General features: G+C 35.7%; 16 protein-coding genes. 7 read left to right on the plus strand and 9 right to left on the minus strand.

Translation table 11 applies throughout. The features are described from left to right. Nucleotides 1–284 precede the first annotated feature (284 nt). Entirely contained in the window at nt 285–401 is a 117-nt protein-coding gene (locus tag ACFILO_RS00670) for a type II toxin-antitoxin system RelE/ParE family toxin (protein ID WP_375645451.1), read from the plus strand. Nucleotides 402–943: 542 nt separating this feature from the next. Here ACFILO_RS00670 and ACFILO_RS00675 read toward each other — a convergent pair. From ACFILO_RS00675 to ACFILO_RS00685, 3 genes are all read right to left on the minus strand, one after another. Further along, nucleotides 944–2518 carry a peptide chain release factor 3 gene (locus ACFILO_RS00675; protein ID WP_375677699.1) on the minus strand — a complete coding sequence of 525 codons (1575 nt, stop codon included), beginning with the start codon at nt 2516–2518 and terminating at the stop codon, nt 944–946. After that, nucleotides 2518–4179, minus strand: coding sequence for a lysine--tRNA ligase (locus ACFILO_RS00680; protein ID WP_375677700.1), 1662 nt, complete (start codon nt 4177–4179; stop codon nt 2518–2520). Before ACFILO_RS00680 ends, ACFILO_RS00675 begins: the two co-directional genes overlap by 1 nt. 373 nt (nt 4180–4552) lie before the next feature. Further along, nucleotides 4553–5788, minus strand: a complete 1236-nt coding sequence (locus tag ACFILO_RS00685) for an argininosuccinate synthase (RefSeq protein WP_375612782.1) — start codon at nt 5786–5788, stop codon at nt 4553–4555. Nucleotides 5789–5958: 170 nt separating this feature from the next. Between ACFILO_RS00685 and ACFILO_RS00690 the strand changes: the two genes are divergently transcribed. Further along, nucleotides 5959–6600 carry a LysE family translocator gene (locus tag ACFILO_RS00690; RefSeq protein ID WP_375612781.1) on the plus strand — a complete coding sequence of 214 codons (642 nt, stop codon included), beginning with the start codon at nt 5959–5961 and terminating at the stop codon, nt 6598–6600. A gap of 790 nt (nt 6601–7390) precedes the next feature. Here ACFILO_RS00690 and rlmN read toward each other — a convergent pair. The 6 genes from rlmN to lptC form a co-directional block, all read right to left on the minus strand. Beyond that, nucleotides 7391–8617, minus strand: coding sequence for a 23S rRNA (adenine(2503)-C(2))-methyltransferase RlmN (rlmN, locus tag ACFILO_RS00695; RefSeq protein ID WP_375677701.1), 1227 nt, complete (start codon nt 8615–8617; stop codon nt 7391–7393). Nucleotides 8618–8658: 41 nt separating this feature from the next. Beyond that, on the minus strand, nt 8659–9162 hold the full coding sequence (locus ACFILO_RS00700) for an invasion associated locus B family protein (RefSeq protein WP_375632169.1): 504 nt from the start codon (nt 9160–9162) through the stop codon (nt 8659–8661). A gap of 1886 nt (nt 9163–11048) precedes the next feature. Continuing rightward, on the minus strand, nt 11049–11513 hold the full coding sequence (gene ptsN / locus ACFILO_RS00705; protein WP_375611353.1) for a PTS IIA-like nitrogen regulatory protein PtsN: 465 nt from the start codon (nt 11511–11513) through the stop codon (nt 11049–11051). 913 nt (nt 11514–12426) lie between these two features. Continuing rightward, nucleotides 12427–13221, minus strand: a complete 795-nt coding sequence (lptB, locus tag ACFILO_RS00710; protein WP_012754448.1) for an LPS export ABC transporter ATP-binding protein — start codon at nt 13219–13221, stop codon at nt 12427–12429. Nucleotides 13222–13227: 6 nt separating this feature from the next. Further along, nucleotides 13228–13827: an LptA/OstA family protein gene (locus ACFILO_RS00715; RefSeq protein WP_375612778.1), complete on the minus strand. Its 600-nt coding sequence runs from the start codon at nt 13825–13827 to the stop codon at nt 13228–13230. Between the two features lie 76 nt (nt 13828–13903). After that, nucleotides 13904–14548, minus strand: a complete 645-nt coding sequence (lptC, locus tag ACFILO_RS00720; protein ID WP_375677702.1) for an LPS export ABC transporter periplasmic protein LptC — start codon at nt 14546–14548, stop codon at nt 13904–13906. Between the two features lie 183 nt (nt 14549–14731). Here lptC and ihfB point away from each other — a divergent pair, with 183 nt between their 5' ends. The 5 genes from ihfB to lspA all read left to right on the plus strand — a co-directional run bounded on the left by ihfB (nt 14732) and on the right by lspA (nt 17769). Further along, a complete protein-coding gene (ihfB, locus tag ACFILO_RS00725; RefSeq protein WP_273790186.1) occupies nt 14732–15010 on the plus strand; it encodes an integration host factor subunit beta in 279 nt (92 codons plus the stop codon). A 7-nt stretch (nt 15011–15017) separates the two neighbouring features. Beyond that, nucleotides 15018–15314, plus strand: a complete 297-nt coding sequence (locus ACFILO_RS00730) for a LapA family protein (RefSeq protein WP_375677703.1) — start codon at nt 15018–15020, stop codon at nt 15312–15314. A 172-nt stretch (nt 15315–15486) separates the two neighbouring features. Next, the gene (locus ACFILO_RS00735) at nt 15487–16419 is read left to right on the plus strand and encodes a class I SAM-dependent methyltransferase (protein WP_375612775.1); all 933 of its coding nucleotides are present in this window, start codon (nt 15487–15489) and stop codon (nt 16417–16419) included. Between the two features lie 2 nt (nt 16420–16421). Then, the gene (locus ACFILO_RS00740) at nt 16422–17276 is read left to right on the plus strand and encodes a TrmH family RNA methyltransferase (RefSeq protein WP_375611349.1); all 855 of its coding nucleotides are present in this window, start codon (nt 16422–16424) and stop codon (nt 17274–17276) included. Next, a complete protein-coding gene (gene lspA, locus ACFILO_RS00745) occupies nt 17266–17769 on the plus strand; it encodes a signal peptidase II (protein ID WP_375612774.1) in 504 nt (167 codons plus the stop codon). Before ACFILO_RS00740 ends, lspA begins: the two co-directional genes overlap by 11 nt. Nucleotides 17770–18707: the final 938 nt, after the last annotated feature.

Here is an 18707-nt window from a genome sequence, read left to right on the forward strand (position 1 = left end):
ATTGATTATTTGTATTATTTTGACTGTATACAATATTTATACAAGGAAAAACTGAAAAGCTATGTTTATAAAGCAGATTTTTTAGTTTAGATTTAAAAAATATCAAAATAAATCATATGTCTTAAGTCATCGCGAAAAAATATATAAAATTTTTCTGATATTTTTCAACGTAGAATTGGCTACAGTTTATTCTCTAACTCAAATAGGTAATATAAAAATAAATATTAAAGTTTTAAAAGGTTCTAGAGGTACCAGTGCGCTGTAACTCTTTTAATAATAAATAAATTTACCGTATTTTTTATACAGTTCAATCTAAAAATATCCTTTACATACTCCATCACTTTCAGAAAAAAATAGATATCATGATATTGCAAAACTTAAAAAATCAGTTTCATAAATAATATTTTAGAATCCCATAAAAAGCTTGGAAAAAAAATATTTCCACATTTCACAGCGCAAACAGATTACTTTGAGGGAGAGAGTTTTGCGAAAGTTTATCGTGCAAGCCTCTATCTTGCTAGAATTACATCCCTTATGCAAAATAGAATGCCCAAAAATATCATTATGTTGCAATTTTATATGTTTGTTTTTAAAGGGACATTTTCCATTGTACTTGATCTTACCTCGTCATGTCATCCCGTAAATAATATAAATGAATAGTATAACGTAAACTTCCGTGAATGGGATGAGATACATCACACACCACCATCATTACATCATAACGCTATAACCACCATCATCATTTTTACCCTCACCCAATATTTTGAAAGCTCTTGGCTATAGAGAAGATCTATAAGAGGTATTGTATTTCTTGCTTCAAGTGTTTTACGCACACACCAATCCTACTTATGATTTTTAAACAAATGATTTTGATTGTTCCCATATAAAAAACGATAAATTATCATTATAAATCAAATTATTGTAGAAAAGATTTTTCTTTATTTTAAGAGCGTACTTGATAATCTTTAAAAGTAGAAAATTTTATCTTAGGAGCTCTTTCTGCTTCATAATTTAATGAAAAATGGTTCTCCGCTAAAAAAACTGGATCACCTTCTAAATCATACGCAATAGCAGAGCGGTGATTGCTGAGAAACTTTTGCAACTCATCTTTGCTCTGCGCTGAAATCCAACGGCATAAATTAAAGCGCGCAGACTCAAAATTCACTGGCAAAGAATATTCTATTTTTAATCGTTCTTTTAAGACATCAATTTGCAAAGCACCAATAACACCAATGAGAGAAGGCGACCCATCATCAGGAATAAACAATTGTACAACCCCTTCTTCAGCCATTTGTTGCAAAGCTTCTTTGAGCTTTTTTGCTTTCATTGGATCGCCCAAACAAACACGACGCAAAATCTCTGGTGCAAAATTTGGTACTCCCTTAAAGAGGATATCTTCTCCTTCAGTCAAAGTATCGCCGATACGCAATGTTCCATGATTAGGGATTCCTACGATATCACCAGCATAGGCTTGATCAGCAATTTGGCGCGAACGCGCAAAGAAAAATTGTGGAGCCGAAAGTGTCATCGGTTTTCCTGTTCGGACCAACTTTGTTTTCATACCACGTTCAAGTGTTCCCGAGCATACCCGAAAAAATGCAATACGATCACGATGATTAGGATCCATATTCGCTTGAATTTTAAAAACAAATCCCGTCATTTTAGGTTCAGTTGCTATGATATTGCGCTGATCTGCACTTTGATCACGAGGACTTTGACCAAAATCAATAAGTGCATTGATCAAATCACGAACACCAAAATTTCGTAAAGCTGAACCAAAATAAACCGGAGTCATATGACCTTCACGGAAAGCTTGAAGATCAAAATTCTTGCAAACACTTTGAGCAAGTTCTACCCCTTCAATAAAAGTGGAACGTTGATATTCAGGGAGTAAATGGACAACCTCTCTGGGATTTGAAACTATTTGCTGTGTTATCTCATCATCTTTTTGACGAAAACGATTATGATGAAGGTCATAGGTACCAACAAAATCTTTACCCGTACCAATTGGCCATGTTATAGGCGCGGTATCAAGAGCAAGCTTTTCTTCAATTTCATCTAAAAGCTCTATAGGATCACGTGCCTCACGATCCATTTTATTGATAAACGTAACAATAGGAATATCCCGCATCCGACATACTTCAAACAATTTCAGTGTTCTTGGCTCAATTCCGCGTGCCCCATCCAATACCATGATAGCACTATCAACAGCTGTGAGAGTGCGATACGTATCATCCGCAAAGTCCTCATGTCCTGGAGTATCTAGGAGATTAAAAATATGATTTTCATATTCAAACGTCATCACCGAAGTCACAACGGAAATACCACGATCACGCTCAATATTCATCCAATCAGAACGGGTTTGAATACGATCTTTTTTGGCTTTTACTTCTCCTGCAAGTTGAATAGCACCACCAAACAATAAAAGCTTTTCTGTTAATGTTGTTTTCCCCGCATCTGGGTGAGCAATAATTGCAAATGTACGGCGTCGCTTTACTTCCTGCACTCTTCGTTCCATTATTCCTCCACAGGACGTGCAAGTGTTTCAGCAATCAGTGCACGCATTTCATTAATCCCATAAAGCGCTATAAATGATCCCCATCGTGGACCTCGCTCTTGTCCAAGAAGGACTTCATACAACATTTGAAAAAAAACATTAGAAACACCAGGCCCACCTTCAGGGCTTTTTTTGCTATGATCTTGATAGCGTTCCGTTAACCTTGCAACATCAAGAAGCATATTTTGTAATATGTTGCCATCAACAGTTTCAGGTAAATGAGCTAATTTTTCATCAATTTGTGCTAATGTTGCTCGTTCGCTATCATCTGGTATACGAAATTTCTTGTTTGGTTTAACAAAAACATCAAAATATTTAATGGCAAACTTCACCAATTGATCAAGTTCTGGATAAGTTTGTGAATTTGCTTCTTTAGCGTAACGAGAAATAAAACCCCAAAGAACTTCTGCATTCTCCGCATTTGAAGCACTTACCAAATTTAAAAGCATCGCAAAGGATACAGGCAAATCAACCTGCGGTGGACAACCATTATGAATATGCCATACAGGATTACTAAGCCGTTCTTGCCAACTTTGACGACCATAAGCAGAAAGATGAGCATAATATTCATCTACAGCTTTAGGAATAACATCAAAATAAAGCCTTTTTGCTGTTTTAGGTTTTGAAAACATATAAAGCCCTAAACTCTCTGTTGGGGCATATGTAAGCCATTCATCAATGGTTAAGCCATTTCCCTTGGATTTGGAAATTTTCTGCCCTTTCTCATCTAAAAAGAGCTCATAGTTGAATCCTTCTGGGGGGGTTCCACCTAATACTTTACAAATTTTAGAAGAAAGATTTGTGGAATCGATAAGGTCTTTTCCGGCCATTTCATAATCAATGCTAAGTGCTGTCCAACGCATTGCCCAATCTACCTTCCACTGACACTTAACTTTGCCCCCCGTAACCTCTGTTTCTATGGTTTCTCCTGTTTCAGGTTCAATATAAGTGACAGTCCCTTTTTCAACATTACGCGCAATCATCGGTACCTGTAATACTTTTCCAGAAAAGGGAGAAATCGGTAGAAAGAGTGAATAGGTCGCTTGCCGTTCTTCACCTAATGTTGGTAAAATAATTGCCATAACCTTGTCATAACAGGCAAGGATTTTCAAAAGTGTTTCATCAAAACGACCGGAATTGTAATAATCCGTAGCACTTGCAAATTCATAATCAAAACCAAAACGATCAAGGAAAGCCCGTAACCGCGCATTATTTGCCGCTCCAAAAGAAGGATAATCATCTCCAAAAGGGTCGGGTACACGGCTCAACGGTTGACCAAGATAATGTTCCATCCTCTCGCGATCAGGCACATTCTCAGGAACCTTGCGCAAACCATCCATATCATCAGAAAAACAAAGTAATTTTGTTTTTACTTTATTCTCCGTGAGAATATGAAATGCATGACGCACCATGGTTGTACGTGCAACTTCCCCAAAAGTTCCAATATGCGGTAAACCAGAAGGGCCATAACCTGTTTCAAATATCACACTGTCTGGATAACCCGTTTTTTCATACCGTTTGATAATCTTACGTGCTTCTTCAAATGGCCAAGTTCTCGATTGAGAAGCTGCATCTTTTAATTCAGGCGTAAGGTTGAGGGTATCACACTGATCACGCATCATTATTTATCCTAAAAATTACACTCTTTCAAAATAGGGTGTATGGTTCTTGAATTTATTCGTCAATAATAGCAAGCAAAAAGATGAAAATTTCTTTATACTCTTAAGTCACTATACAAAAACCGCCCTCGTTATAAACATATTTTGTTCTGATAAAAATCAAAAACATTCAATATTATAAAGCAAAATTGACCTGTTTTGATTATCGAAGCCTTCATTGCTATTATTATCATGGGTTTTGCTTATTATATTTATTAGCGCAGAAGATAAGCTTCTAGTATTGAACGAAAGAACGGTAAAAACCAACAGAAAAATGCTTAAACTAGGCATTTCATACAAAAGCACTAATCCATATTACACTTGTCACCGTAATTTTCTATTTCTTTTCTTTATCACCTTGATGACGCATTGCTAATGTACGCAAACGTAGAGCATTTAATTTAATAAAACCAGTTGCATCTCTTTGATCATAAACACCTTGATCATCCTCGAAAGTTACTAACTCACTGGAATAAAGTGATTTTTTACTTTGGCGCCCTTCAATAATTACATTCCCCTTATAAAGCTTTAACGTGACTTCACCTTCAACATGTTCTTGAGATAAATCAATAGCTGCCTGCAACATCTTACGTTCCGGCGAAAACCAAAATCCATAATAAATGAGTTCTGCATAACGTGGCATCAATTCATCTTTTAAATGAGCTGCGCCACGATCTAACGTTAAAGATTCTATAGCTCTGTGAGCCGTCAAAAGAATGGTTCCACCTGGTGTTTCATAAATACCCCGTGATTTCATACCCACAAAGCGATTTTCTACCAAATCTAACCGACCAATACCATTATCGCGCCCATAATGATTTAACTCTGCAAGTAAAGTTGCAGGTGATAAATTTTTTCCATTGATTGAAACAGCATCGCCTTTTTTAAAGCCAAGAGTAATTCTGGTTGCTTGATCTGGAGCATCTTCCGGCGAAAGAGTACGCATATGGACATATTCAGGAGCAGGAAGTGCTGGATCTTCTAAAATCTTTCCTTCTGATGAAGAATGCAATAAATTTGCATCCACTGAAAAAGGCGCTTCACCTTGCTTATCCTTTTCTACAGGAATTTGATGAATACGAGCAAATTCAAAGAGATCTGTCCGACTCTTAAAATCCCAATCACGCCATGGAGCAATAATCTTTATATCAGGATTAAGCGCATAAGCGGAAAGCTCAAAGCGTACCTGATCATTGCCTTTTCCTGTTGCTCCATGAGCAATGGCATCTGCCCCTGTTTCCTCAGCAATTTCAATAAGGCGTTTTGAAATAAGTGGACGTGCAATTGATGTTCCTAAAAGATAAGTCCCCTCATAAACGGTATTGGCTCGAAACATCGGAAACACAAAATCACGCACAAATTCTTCGCGCAAATCTTCAATGTAGATCTCTTTAACACCTAGCATTTCAGCTTTACGACGAGCAAGTTCTAGCTCTTCCCCCTGCCCCAAATCTGCTGTAAAAGTTACAACTTCAACACCTAGCGCACTTTGCAACCATTTAAGAATAATTGACGTATCCAATCCACCTGAATAAGCCAAAACAACTTTTCTAATATTTTGCCACTTTTTCATTTTAACGTTCTATATGAGCTACTTTTTTATTTCTACCTAAAAATCAAAACGATGCAAGAAATATAAAAATAAATTCTTTTTAAGCAACATTAAAAAGACGCAAAAAGCGTAAATAAAGGTGCCTCAAAGTATAAATAGTGAACACTGCTTAAAAATAAAAGGAGATTTACGTGTCATTTCTACCGGAGTGGTCTATTGTTGTACAATTTGCTTTAGCATCGTTGATTTTAGCACTTATTCCAGGACCAGATATGATGCTTTCTGTAGGACGAACCATTACACAAAGCAAAAAAGCTGGAATTATGTGCGCCTTGGGTAGTGCAACAGGGTTTGCCATTCAGGTTACCGCTGTAGCACTTGGCTTATCAGCGCTTATTTTTGCTGCACCACATACTTTTGTTCTTCTGAAAATTGTTGGCGCCTTTTATCTTTTATGGTTTTCCTTTCAAGCTTTACGGAGAAACCCCACTTTTTCCTTTGAACAGACATCTTCTAAATCTCAAAGCGCTAAACGTAACTATCTTGCTGGTATTGGAATTAATCTTCTCAATCCTAAAGTTATACTCTTTAACGCGACATTCTTACCACAATTTATCAATGCGAATGATCCTATGGCAACACAAAAATTGCTCTTTTTAGGACTCTCTTATATTCCTATTTCTTTCCCCATTACAATTGCAATCGTTTTTACAGCGCATAAACTTACCAAAACTCTCAAAAAGAACCCTCTTTATATTCGCTTTCTCGACTGGCTTATTGCTGGTACTTTTACCAGCTTTGCCCTCCATCTCCTTGTGGTTACAAAACATTGATTTATACGTGTAATGTATCGCTTTTAATTTAAATAAAAAAAACAAATATTATAAGATTTTTTCATTTCAAACCTGTTTGTTTTGGATAAAACAATACCTTTCCTTTGTACATCACAAGAGAAGCTGGAGTTTTCGTATGGATAAAAACTATCTAAGAAAAGAATAAAAACACCTCTTATAAACCATCTCAAGTACTAAAAGCTGTTACAACATTGGGAGCTGAAAAATAGAATGGTGGTATCAATTTACACCTTTATTAAACATAAAGGTGTAGGAGTACAATACATTTACAGAAGCTTTTTGCTATACTCCTCACAAGCATTATCGTGATATGAAGAGTGTACTAAGAGATACTTAAAAAACATATCAATGGATAACTCAATGGTATTTATATTTTAGATCCTCTGTTTTGCTTGTGATGCGTGATCTTATTTAAGAAAATAATAAACAAAAGCATGAGGCAGTGCACAATCTCCACTTTTTAAAAGATATTACCGTAGATGCTTTTAAAAGACATAAAACCGAATTAACGAGTATGATAATAAGGTAGAAATTAGTTATAATCCTTAAGACCTCATATTCCCTCTAAATTAGGTTTCCTTCTTATTTCAGAGATTATGTAAACAGACTATAGACAATCTCTTACCCCATTTAGCATATAAACGCTGAAACTGTTCGTCTAGCACTTATCCATCTTAATCTCTGTCTCACATATGCCATCGCATGAAGTTTGGATATTAAATTACAAACAAAAAAGTATAGGCCTCGATATCGCTGAAAATTGCGTTACCTAATGACCAATGGCATTTTCAAGTCGTAAACGTTCAGATTTACGTAAGCGCTCTGAAGCTGATTTAAGCTGTCCACATGCAGCTAAAATATCGCGTCCACGCGGTATCCGAATAGGAGAAGCATAGCCCGCTTGATTAACGACATCAGCAAAACGCTCGATTTGCTCCCAATCAGAACATTGATAATTACTCCCTGGCCACGGATTAAAAGGGATTAAATTAATCTTAGCAGGAATCCCTTTCAATAACTGAATCAATCGCTTAGCATCATCTAAACTATCATTGATATCTTTCAGCATAACATATTCAAATGTGATTCGTTTTGCATTGGAAAGACCAGGATAATTACGGCAAGCCTCCATTAGTAAAGCAAGCGGATATTTTTTATTAATGGGAACAAGCATATCCCTTAGTGTATCGTGTACTGCGTGGAGTGAAATTGCTAACATAACACCAATTTCTTCTCCAGTTCGGATAATTCCAGGAACAACTCCACTAGTTGAAAGCGTAATTCGACGTTTTGATAAAGAAAGTCCATCGCCATCAGAGGCAATCAATAAAGCTTTTTTAACAGCTTCAAAATTATAAAGAGGTTCTCCCATTCCCATCATAACAATATTGGTAATTTTTCGTCCTTCAATGGGAACAATTACTCCATCAGGGGTATTCTTATCAGGAAAATCACCCAAACAATCACGTGCAACCAATAATTGTGCCAAAATTTCTTCTGCGGTCAGATTACGAACAAGCATCTGCGTTCCCGTATGGCAAAAAGAGCAGGTTAACGTACACCCTACTTGCGATGAAAGACATAAAGTACCACGTCCTTCTTCAGGGATATAAACCGTTTCAATTTCAACAGGCCTTCCAGCTCCACGTGCAGGAAAACGTAAGAGCCATTTACGCGTACCATCTTTTGATATTTGTTCTCCAACAATTTCTGGGCGCGCAATGGAGAAATGACACTTAAGTGTTTCTTGCATTGCTTTAGAAATATTCAGCATCTCATCAAAATTTGAAACACCACGCACATAAAGCCAATGCCAAAGCTGACGCACACGCATACGCGTTTGATGCTCTGGTACACCAACTGTCTTTAAAGCTTGCATCATTTCATCTTGCGACAAACCAATTAAAGAGAGCTTAGAACTCTCCTTCACGACCACATTATCTGTTTTTCGTGCAAAACATGAACCAACTGGTCTAAGGTCATAAGAAATGGCCATTGCTTTCCAATTCACATCACTATTTTAGAGTTATCGAAACCTTAATGGCACTTTTGAGCTGCATTTAATGCAGCAGTGACCCCTTTTAAGGAATAAGTATAAGTGGTATGCGTTCCTCGTTTTGATATCGCTTGCACTGTCATATTGCTTCCAGCACGCATAGCAGAAACAAGCTGCTTTTCTAGCTCTGATGACGCCAGCCAAGCTGAGGAATCTTTCGTGAAAAAATCAAAATCCTTACCTCCAATGGTCACTGTCACTCTCGACCCTTCTTGAAGGGTATAACCAGCCATAAACTGCGGTTCAAACGAAATAGGTGAATGAGAACGCTTGGTAACCAAGAAAAAATTATCACCATGATTAACTGTCGTTGGAAGAGCCTTCAAAGGTACCGATAACACATAGCAAATCGTATTTTTGGGCGATTTATAAGAATAGGCTCCCCACGCTTCAAATTGATTTAAACGGCTTGGCGTTTGTGCATATGCCACTCCTGCTGTAACAAAAACCATTACAGATGCAGCAATAACAGTCTTTTCAAACATCTTCATTTAGCTCACTTCTTTAGTCTCTAACAAGATTTTCTTCATTGGAAAAATTCAACAAAAACTCCCCGACATTCATGTGTTATTGTCCTAATTCCTTCAATAAGCGAAATATTTTCAAACTAATCAAAATAGATTTCTACGTTTCATTATGACCTTTTAATCGTTACCAAAAAATAAACTTCTTATTCAATAACCACATTAAAAAATAACATCTTCATTTTACGCTACTTATTTCGTTTTTGTATAAAAAACGATTTCTTTAAGCTATAGAACTTCAAAACGAGATGAAAATATACCATCACACTATTAAGAAATAAACCATACTCTTTATATCACAAGCAATCTGATGCAAAATTTTGAAAACACACCCCAGACTCCCCGCAAAAAAGCTTAATCGCCTTACGAATATCACTTCTCGACTTTATGCATTCAATACATTTATGTTCGCAAAATACTCCACCTTTTACTCATTATAGTGCATTCATATTTCGTATTCAATATCGTCCCGATAACACTTTTTCTCAACCTTCAAAAGACCTTGTAAAAATAATAAAATATTATCAAGGTATTAATAATAAAACATAAAGAATTTAGATTCTATCTCAATAATCACATACAACTTTGTTTCTTTTGATCTTATTTCCCTATATATTTCATCTCCAATTATTAATTTCTAAAATGATTTTAGTAACTTATAATAGCTTAATCGTATTATTTTAATGTATTAGACGATATTTTTCTTTCTGTTATAAAAAACTTCTTAAGAATTCTTTGGGAAAGTCTCCTTATCTTATTTCTAAGTAATTTATAAAAAGAAATATAAAACTTTTTTCTATAGCAGTTCTAACATTACCATTTTTTAAACAATATTTTAATCAATTAAAGACACTTAAATAAATCTTCCTATGCATAAAAACTCTTTCACCCAACCTAAAGGTATAATTTTCATTCTTACCGTACAAAATTGTTCTTTAGCATGAGCTCTATACAACAGCAGACATCTAAATCATATCTATAAAATAGTTGATCTCTCCACTTGTGAAGAAGAAAGCTGGCATCATAACACTATTTTCCAGCTCCCAATGTTTTGCTGCAACCCTCAATACTTGAGACGATTCATAAGAAGCATTTTTACCCCTTTCTTGTACAGTTTTTATCCACACGCTAATTCCGTTTACAACGTGCAAGGAAATGGTTTTGATTGATTCAACATAAACAAGTTTGGAATGAGAGAATTTTACAATATTCGGATCTCTCATCTAACATGCGAAATAGTGAATTATATTTAAAATCAATATCTTGCTATACTGAAGATACAATATATCTCTTATTTCTTCTTGAGCATTAAAATATTATCCCTAAACACTCAAACTCAACTTACAAAAAAATTCAATGCACAAATAAACTTTTCTGTTGATTTCTTTCCCGCTTTCAAAGGACGAAGATTCTTAATCCAATCTGGACTGAAAAAGTTTGGATTCTTGTCGAGCGATCTCCTCTTTTCTTCCCACTCATGTGATTCACTTAACTAAAGGCTCTACAGACAAGTCCTGTTTAAAAATATTTACCACGCACTCTAAAAGCACTTAATATATTAAGAAGACTTACAGAATTTATCTCACCATATCTCAAATGATAGTGTTTTTACAGTATAACAGGATAAAAGAATCCACGAACATAATAATTAGATGCTTTAATATACGAGAACAAGAAAGGAAAAGCCCTTCGTTTTTGTTGGTTACTCTTTAAAAAGAAGGTTCAATTAGAAGTAATTTTCTTAAATCTCATGACATAACCTTTTGTTATTAGTCTTAAGATGCAAATTATATTATTTCCTACGCTCTGTAGTGCATACCTCGCAATTTATACGCTCATAATAACTTTTAAGCTGCATTTGATTCTGAAGTTTGAATCAATAAAGCATAAAGCGCATTGGCATTATGCGTACTGCGCAACTTTTGTACAACATCAGTGTGACGCAAAACACGTGCGATCTGTGATAAAGCTTTTAAGTGATCTGCACCAGCATTTTCAGGTGCTAAAAGGAGAAAAACGAGATCTATAGGTTCGTCGTCAAGAGCTTCAAAATCAACAGGACTTTCAAGACGTGCAAATATACCAATGATCCGATTAATATCAGGTAATTTTCCATGAGGAATCGCAATACCTCCACCCAAACCCGTTGAACCAAGCTTCTCGCGTTGTAAAACAACATCAAAAATCACATGTTCACTAAGACCTGTTAGCTTGGAAGCTTTTTCGGCTAAAATTTGCAGAACCTGTTTTTTCGAATTAGCCTTAAGAGCCGGAATGATCGCTTCCGGTGCTATTAACTCACTCAAATTCATACTTTAATTTTCCTCTTACACGCTAAAATGCTCATCAATAAACCTATAAACGCTATAGATACTTAATGTTCTTTCACTTTTCGCAACATCGCATGTGTTTTTACTTTTCAATTTATAATGGGTGATGGCTCAATACATCTCATATCACTTCTAAAACAATAATAAATAGTATTCGGATCATCATTAACGGCATGAGAAACCAAACAAATGAAGTTGTTCATAAAGTTAATTTCCTTACGACTCTAGAAAAGGCCATTATTCATAAACTTATTAAACTTGTCATAAGAGTTGATGTATAATCCGCCATCAGAGTTTTTCTTTCTTTAAACAATGAGCCCTTAAATTAAGATGAAAAGCATACTGAGCAAAATGGACCTTTACTTTGAAAATTACTGTATAGCTTGAACATCGACTTATAACAAGAATATAAAGATTTTTAGAAATTTAATGATTATTTTAAAAGATTTATAGATTTAGCCTGATATCTGTAGCCAAGCTCCTATTTTCAAATAGGCGATATAAACCAATAAAATACGACAACTCCTATTGAATAACCGCAATATATAAACCGGTGCTCCCATCAAAATACCTAAAACAGCATCATCGATATATTTTTTGATTCGACAGAGAAAAATATGATAAATATCTCTTACCTTTCAATAACACACGCATTTATTGAGAGCTTCGTTTATCACTCATTATCACGTTAATCTAGTGATATCTTTATCTATGATACAATTATGAGTAAGCTAAACTTATAAAACAACAAACTAACCTCTAATGATGAAGCCTTTTTCACCACTCAATAACAACATTAAGGTTATAGTCATAAAAGAAGTTTTGGCATAAATAAGGAAATTTTCAGTAATAATGTTTGGTTAAACTTAAATGGAAACTCGTGAAAGCTGTAAAATCAAAGAGAAAACTGATTTCCCAAATAAATTCTGCGTACATCAACGTTGTTGATAATATCGTTAGGACAACCGTGAACTAACACCCGCCCTGTATGAATAATATAAGCGCGATCGACAAGCCCTAATGTCTCACGCACATTATGATCCGTTATTAAAACACCAATGCCACGCCTCGTTAAATGACGAATAAGTTGTTGAATATCGAAAATAGCGATAGGATCAATTCCTGCAAATGGTTCATCAAGTAACATAAAATGGGGACGAGAAGCTAAAGCGCGTGCAATTTCAAGTCGCCGACGTTCACCTCCAGATAACGAAAGTGCAGACATTTTACGTAAATGATCAATTTTAAATTCATGTAAAAGGCTATCTAACTCTTCACGTTGTTTAAGGCGATCTTTTTCAACGACCTCTAAAACAGCTTTAATGTTATTTTCTACTGAAAGACCACGAAAAATAGACGCTTCCTGTGGAAGATATCCAATACCTAAACGCGCACGTCGATACATCGGAAGATGCGTAATATCAAATCCATCAATTTTAATGGATCCTCCATCAGATTTTATAAGCCCTGTCACCATATAAAAACAAGTTGTTTTACCTGCCCCATTGGGCCCTAAAATGCCAACGGCTTCTCCCGTACGAATGCCAAAAGAAACACCATTAACAGTTCGTCTTCCTCGATAAACTTTAATCAAATTACTGGCAATCAAGGTCCCTTTTAAGGGATTTTTTGAAGCTTCACTTTCAAGATTATACCTATCGGTCTGTTTTTTTCTTTTGATTCCAAACATGAAATCTTAATGGCCATTCTTTTGATTTTGTTTTAAAATAATAGAAACACGACCTTTTTTCTTAGGCGTCTCACAACCTTCTAAAAAAGCCTTTCCGCTTTCCATATTTGCCGTTAGTTTGCACCCCGTTGCCACATTGTCACCATCAGTTAACACAACATGATTCCCTGTCAAACTCATCATTTTTGACTTTCCATCAAAAACACCTTTATCACCCGTAGCAACTTGCGTAGCAATTTTTATATAAACTTTTCCTAAAGCTTCCATTTTTTGTATACTCGACGAACCAAATAAAGAAACAGATGATGCCTTTGTATCTTCCTTGTTTTTATCAATTTCTTTATATGCTTTATCGTAGTAAACAACTAATTCTGCCGTTTTTAAAAGACGTTCACCTTGTACCACTGAAACATCACCCTTAAAAAGCGCTATCCCTTCTTTATCACGTATTTCCAAAGAATCTGCATGAAGTTCTACCGGTTCTTTATCGCTTGATAGACTTATTCCAAAATGAGCCACTTCAGCATATCCTAAAACTGCTCCTTCTCCTAACATTCCCATGCTAAAAGCTAACATCACACCTATCCATCTTTTGTACGATTTCATTATTTCAATTCTTCTGTTTGTATATACACATACTTCTCTTTATAAATATCCTTTAAAGATTTGTATTGATATTGCGTTATTGCTTTTGAAGCACTAAATGCACACCACCATGGAAATATATGTTTTTTCCTTTTTCTCGAATTTGTAAGGCGTTTGCGGCAAGATTCAAACCGGCTTGCTGAATATTAACACGTTGATCTGTTTTTAACTGTCCCTCGGATAAGTTAATACTAGCTGACATAAATCGTACCATCATCCCATCATTCGTCGTAATCGTGAATGGCTTATCCAACTGTAAAAAACCATTAATGTTATCGTAAACCCCCCCTTGTGCGACGAGAAAAACCTGTCGTTGTTGGCCCATAAACGCTCTAGCTGTAATGTTTTGCAACCCAATCATTCCAGCGCGTGTATGGTCTTGAAATGCCTTTTCTGCTTTAAGCCAATAAGGTTCATGAGCACGCGTATACCCTTCTAATTTTGGATTGAGCATCGTCAAATTCATCACGCCACTTTCTCCATTATTCAAAGGCATAGAATCAGAAGTAACGGGAACCAAGAAAAACGTAAACCAGCAAAAAACCAGCGCTGAAATCAACGCTAAGAGAGGTAAAAAAATTTTTAATATGCTAATGCGACGCGAATGACGGGATGCTTTTTTTAAAACATCTCCAAAAGATGATTGCGTTGAAAAGGCTTTATAATGATTGTGTACGGACATACTCTCCTGATCTCTTAAATCCTCCGCATTTTTAATCTGTATACCCTTTATAGAAGGTATTTTCAAATTTTGTTTCTTGCAATTTGTTTTTTCTTGATTTTATTTTGCTTTTATCCGTTTATATATTGTAATATGCATGGAGTGCACAATTACAAAATTTTTTTGTGTGAAAGTGAGGCTATTGTGGTAAAATCAGAGCTTGTACAAATTATCGCTCGTCATAACCCGCATCTTTTTCAACGGGATGTGGAGAATATTGTAAACGCTATTTTTGAGGAAATTGCAACAGCACTTGCAAATGGCAATCGCGTTGAACTTCGTGGATTTGGAGCTTTTTCTGTAAAAAGCCGTTCAGCCCGTAATGGACGTAACCCACGAACAGGTGAAGCCGTTTCTGTTGAAGAAAAGTGGATTCCTTTTTTTAAAACTGGCAAGGATTTACGCGACCGTCTTAATCAGTGAGAAACTTATGATAATTAAACGTATTCTTCTAACAAGTATCGGTGTGATTCTCGCAGCGGTTTTGATTGTTTTTATCGTGGCTAATCGTCAAATGGTTCCGTTAACCCTTGATCCTTTTCGAGCAAATCCTGAAAGTTTTACTTATCATGCTCCCCTCTTTATATGGCTCTTTATTTTCTTTGGTTTTGGTATTTTATTAGGAAATCTGATCAGTTGGTTTTCCTATCACAAATACAAAAAAGCTCTCAAAAAAAGTGAAGCTGAGATTGAAAAATTGAAAACATCTATCACAAATCTTGTGTAATGGTATTTAAATGAAATCTTTTCTCTTTAGTATTTTATATTCAGTACAGAGTTAAAAGCGCTCTTTTTCTTTTTTATACATGTTTTAATTGACTTTAGCTTTTTTGCACTTTTACGAAACATTTAAGAGCTTTATAATATATTTTTATACCTCATATACCATGATACAAAACATGCCCGCACAATGCTTTCAATCCTCCCATAACAATAGATATCCGCAGGAAAAGCTGCCCCTTATTTTAGAAACGGGTATAAGCGAAAACTATGCTCTCATTGATTCTGGTCATGGACAAAAATTAGAACGTTATGGAGCTTACCGCATTATTCGACCAGAAGGTCAAGCACTATGGAAACCCGCTTTACCACAAAAACAATGGGCTGATGTTGATGCTATTTTCACAGGAAACCTTGATGAAGAAGGGGTTGGGCGTTGGCATTTTCCTAAAAAGCCACTTGATGAAACATGGGCTCTTGCTTGGAATGGATTGTCTTTTCTAGGCCGTTTTACTTCCTTTCGTCATGTGGGGGTTTTTCCTGAACAAGATGCCCATTGGCGCTCTATGGAAGAACAAATTGTTAAAGCCGAACGCCCTATAAAATTGTTGAATCTTTTTGGCTATACAGGTATTGCCTCTTTGATTGGAGCACGAGCGGGTGCGAATGTTACCCATGTTGATGCTTCTAAAAAAGCCATTGCGTGGGCAAAAGCTAATCAAGAAAGAGCAGGATTACCAGATCATTCTATTCGCTGGATTTGCGATGATGCTATGAAATTTGTCGAGCGTGAACTGCGTCGTAAGAAAAGCTATGATATGATTCTTCTTGATCCCCCTGCTTATGGGCGTGGACCCCATGGTGAAATTTGGCAACTGTTTGATCATTTACCCGCTATGATCACAAATTGTCGTAAACTTCTCTCTGATAAACCGCTCTCTGTTGTCCTTACGGCTTATTCTATTCGTGCTTCCTTCTTTGCACTTCATGCTTTAATGCGTGATGCATTTGTAAATCTTGGTGGTACGGTCGAATCAGGAGAACTCATTTTGCGTGAAGAAGTTGCAGGACGTGCTCTTTCTACTTCTCTTTTTAGCCGTTGGATTGCTTGAATATGTGTAGACCCAAAACTGGTAGAGTGAAAGAAATTACCTCTCTTAGCAACCCCATCATAAAAAATCTTAAAGCACTTAGCCAAAAGAAAAACCGTAATAGAGAAGGTCTTTTCATGGCAGAAGGATTGAAATTGGTCATTGATGCTCTCAATCTTGGCTGGACAATACAGACGCTTATTTTTTCTAAAAGTGAAATCGGTAATGCTACTATCGAAAATACTGCCGCACGTGCTGTAGCCAACGGTGGTTTTGTTATTAAAGCCTCACAAAAGGTTATGGAATCACTTACCCGACGCGATAATCCACAAACAGTTATTGGTATTTTCAAGCAAAAATGGCACTCTTTTGAAATGATAAAAGGGCAGATTAAAGATGTTTACATCGCGCTTGATCGTGTACGTGATCCTGGAAACCTTGGTACCATTATTCGAACCGCTGATGCTGTAGGTGCTAAAGGTGTTATTTTAATTGGCGAGACAACAGACCCTTTCTCGCCTGAAACAGTCCGCGCAACCATGGGATCTATTTTCTCTGTACCACTTTATCGTTTTGATGAAAACGGCTTTTTAAACTGGTCTTCTCACTTTAAAGGTATGATTGTTGGAACACACCTCAAAGGTTCTCTGGATTATCGCACACTTGACTTCAAAAATGGCCCTATTATCCTTTTAATGGGGAATGAAAAACAGGGATTATCAGATCTTCTTACGAATCGGTGTGATAAACTTACGCGTATTCCACAAAGCGGACGAGCAGACTCGCTTAATCTAGCTGTAGCAACAGCTGTTATGCTTTATGAAATCCGTCGCCCCTATTTAATACTGGAACCATGTGAGGAAAAACATGATTCGTAAATCACTCCCTTTTCTTCTCTTGGGCTTGGCTTTTACAGTAGTACTTGATCAAGCTGTCAAATACTGGGTTATGCACAATATGCCTTTAGGAACAGAAATTTCGCTTATTCCTTTTCTTTCCCTTTATCATGTGCGCAATTCTGGCATTGCATTTTCGTTTTTTTCTTCCTTTTCTCAGTGGGGAATCATCGCCATCACGATCATTGTGATTATCTTTCTTTTATGGTTATGGAAAAATACTGAATATAATAAGTCTTTAATGTGCTTTGGCCTTATTCTTATTATTGGGGGAGCCATCGGCAATCTCATTGATCGTATTCGCTTTCATCATGTCACTGATTATATACTTTTTCATATTGATGATATTTTTTATTTTGCTATTTTCAACCTTGCAGATAGTTTTATCACTCTCGGTGTTATTGCCATCCTTATTGAAGAATTGCGTACTTGGATGAAAGCAAGGCGTCATTCCAATAGTACATCTTCTCATTGATATGTTCAGTGCCTTAGAAAACAGAGATTATTGACCGTCACAAGTCTGATTACGCATTGATTTCTCTTAATCAATTCTTGTTGCTCGTCATTTCACGTGTTTCTCTTCATGGGACTATAAGATCTTACTTTCTTTTAAACTTTACATTTCTACACTTAGTTAGTGCAAAAGAAATGAACTCAAATAGAATCAATATTTTTTATCCATGTGTCCTACATCACAATTTTTGAGGAGACATTTCACAGCATTTGAAGTTCTGTTTATTTGATTAGAACAATTGATTTTCGTACGTTTTTTAGTTTTTACAGATATCGCTTTTACAGAGCCTTTCTTAAGCGCTTCGTTTAAAAACTTTCCTTTTTTATTTTATATATTGTTTAATAAAAAACATTTTTTCAACTATTTTCAATGGTGTCTTGTTAAAGCAACATATTGATTATAAATATAAATTACCGTTTTTCATATTGAATAAAAGCCCTTACTATCCTAAATCTCTTTTATTTGGAATCTGTTCATGTTGAATCCATTAAAACAATGTCTCTTGCAAGACACAAGTCAATAATCTTGATTGATTTAATATGAACAGATTTTCAACCAGAGAATCTTGCGATATTCGGAGTATCATTTAGCATTCAAAAAGACAATTTATCATTATACATCAATATATTATATAAAAATCCAATTCAATAGCTCTTATAACCGTGCAAAACAGATGCAATATTGGAGGTTGAAAATAGTGTGATGATACTTGCCGCTCTTCTCATAAACGCAAAAATAGTGAATATTTTATAAGGGATTGTATTACATAGTTTCTGTGAAAATAGAAAAGTTTTTAAGTATAGTCTTTTTATCTTGCAAAAATATGGCAAAAAATGGAAATATTTTTTATTAAAATGAACTATTTCCTTACCAATTTGTAAGGTTCCTTCTTCATATAA

The sequence above is a fragment of the Bartonella sp. AP72JLCBS genome, assembly GCF_042195705.1.
Taxonomy (GTDB): domain Bacteria; phylum Pseudomonadota; class Alphaproteobacteria; order Rhizobiales; family Rhizobiaceae; genus Bartonella.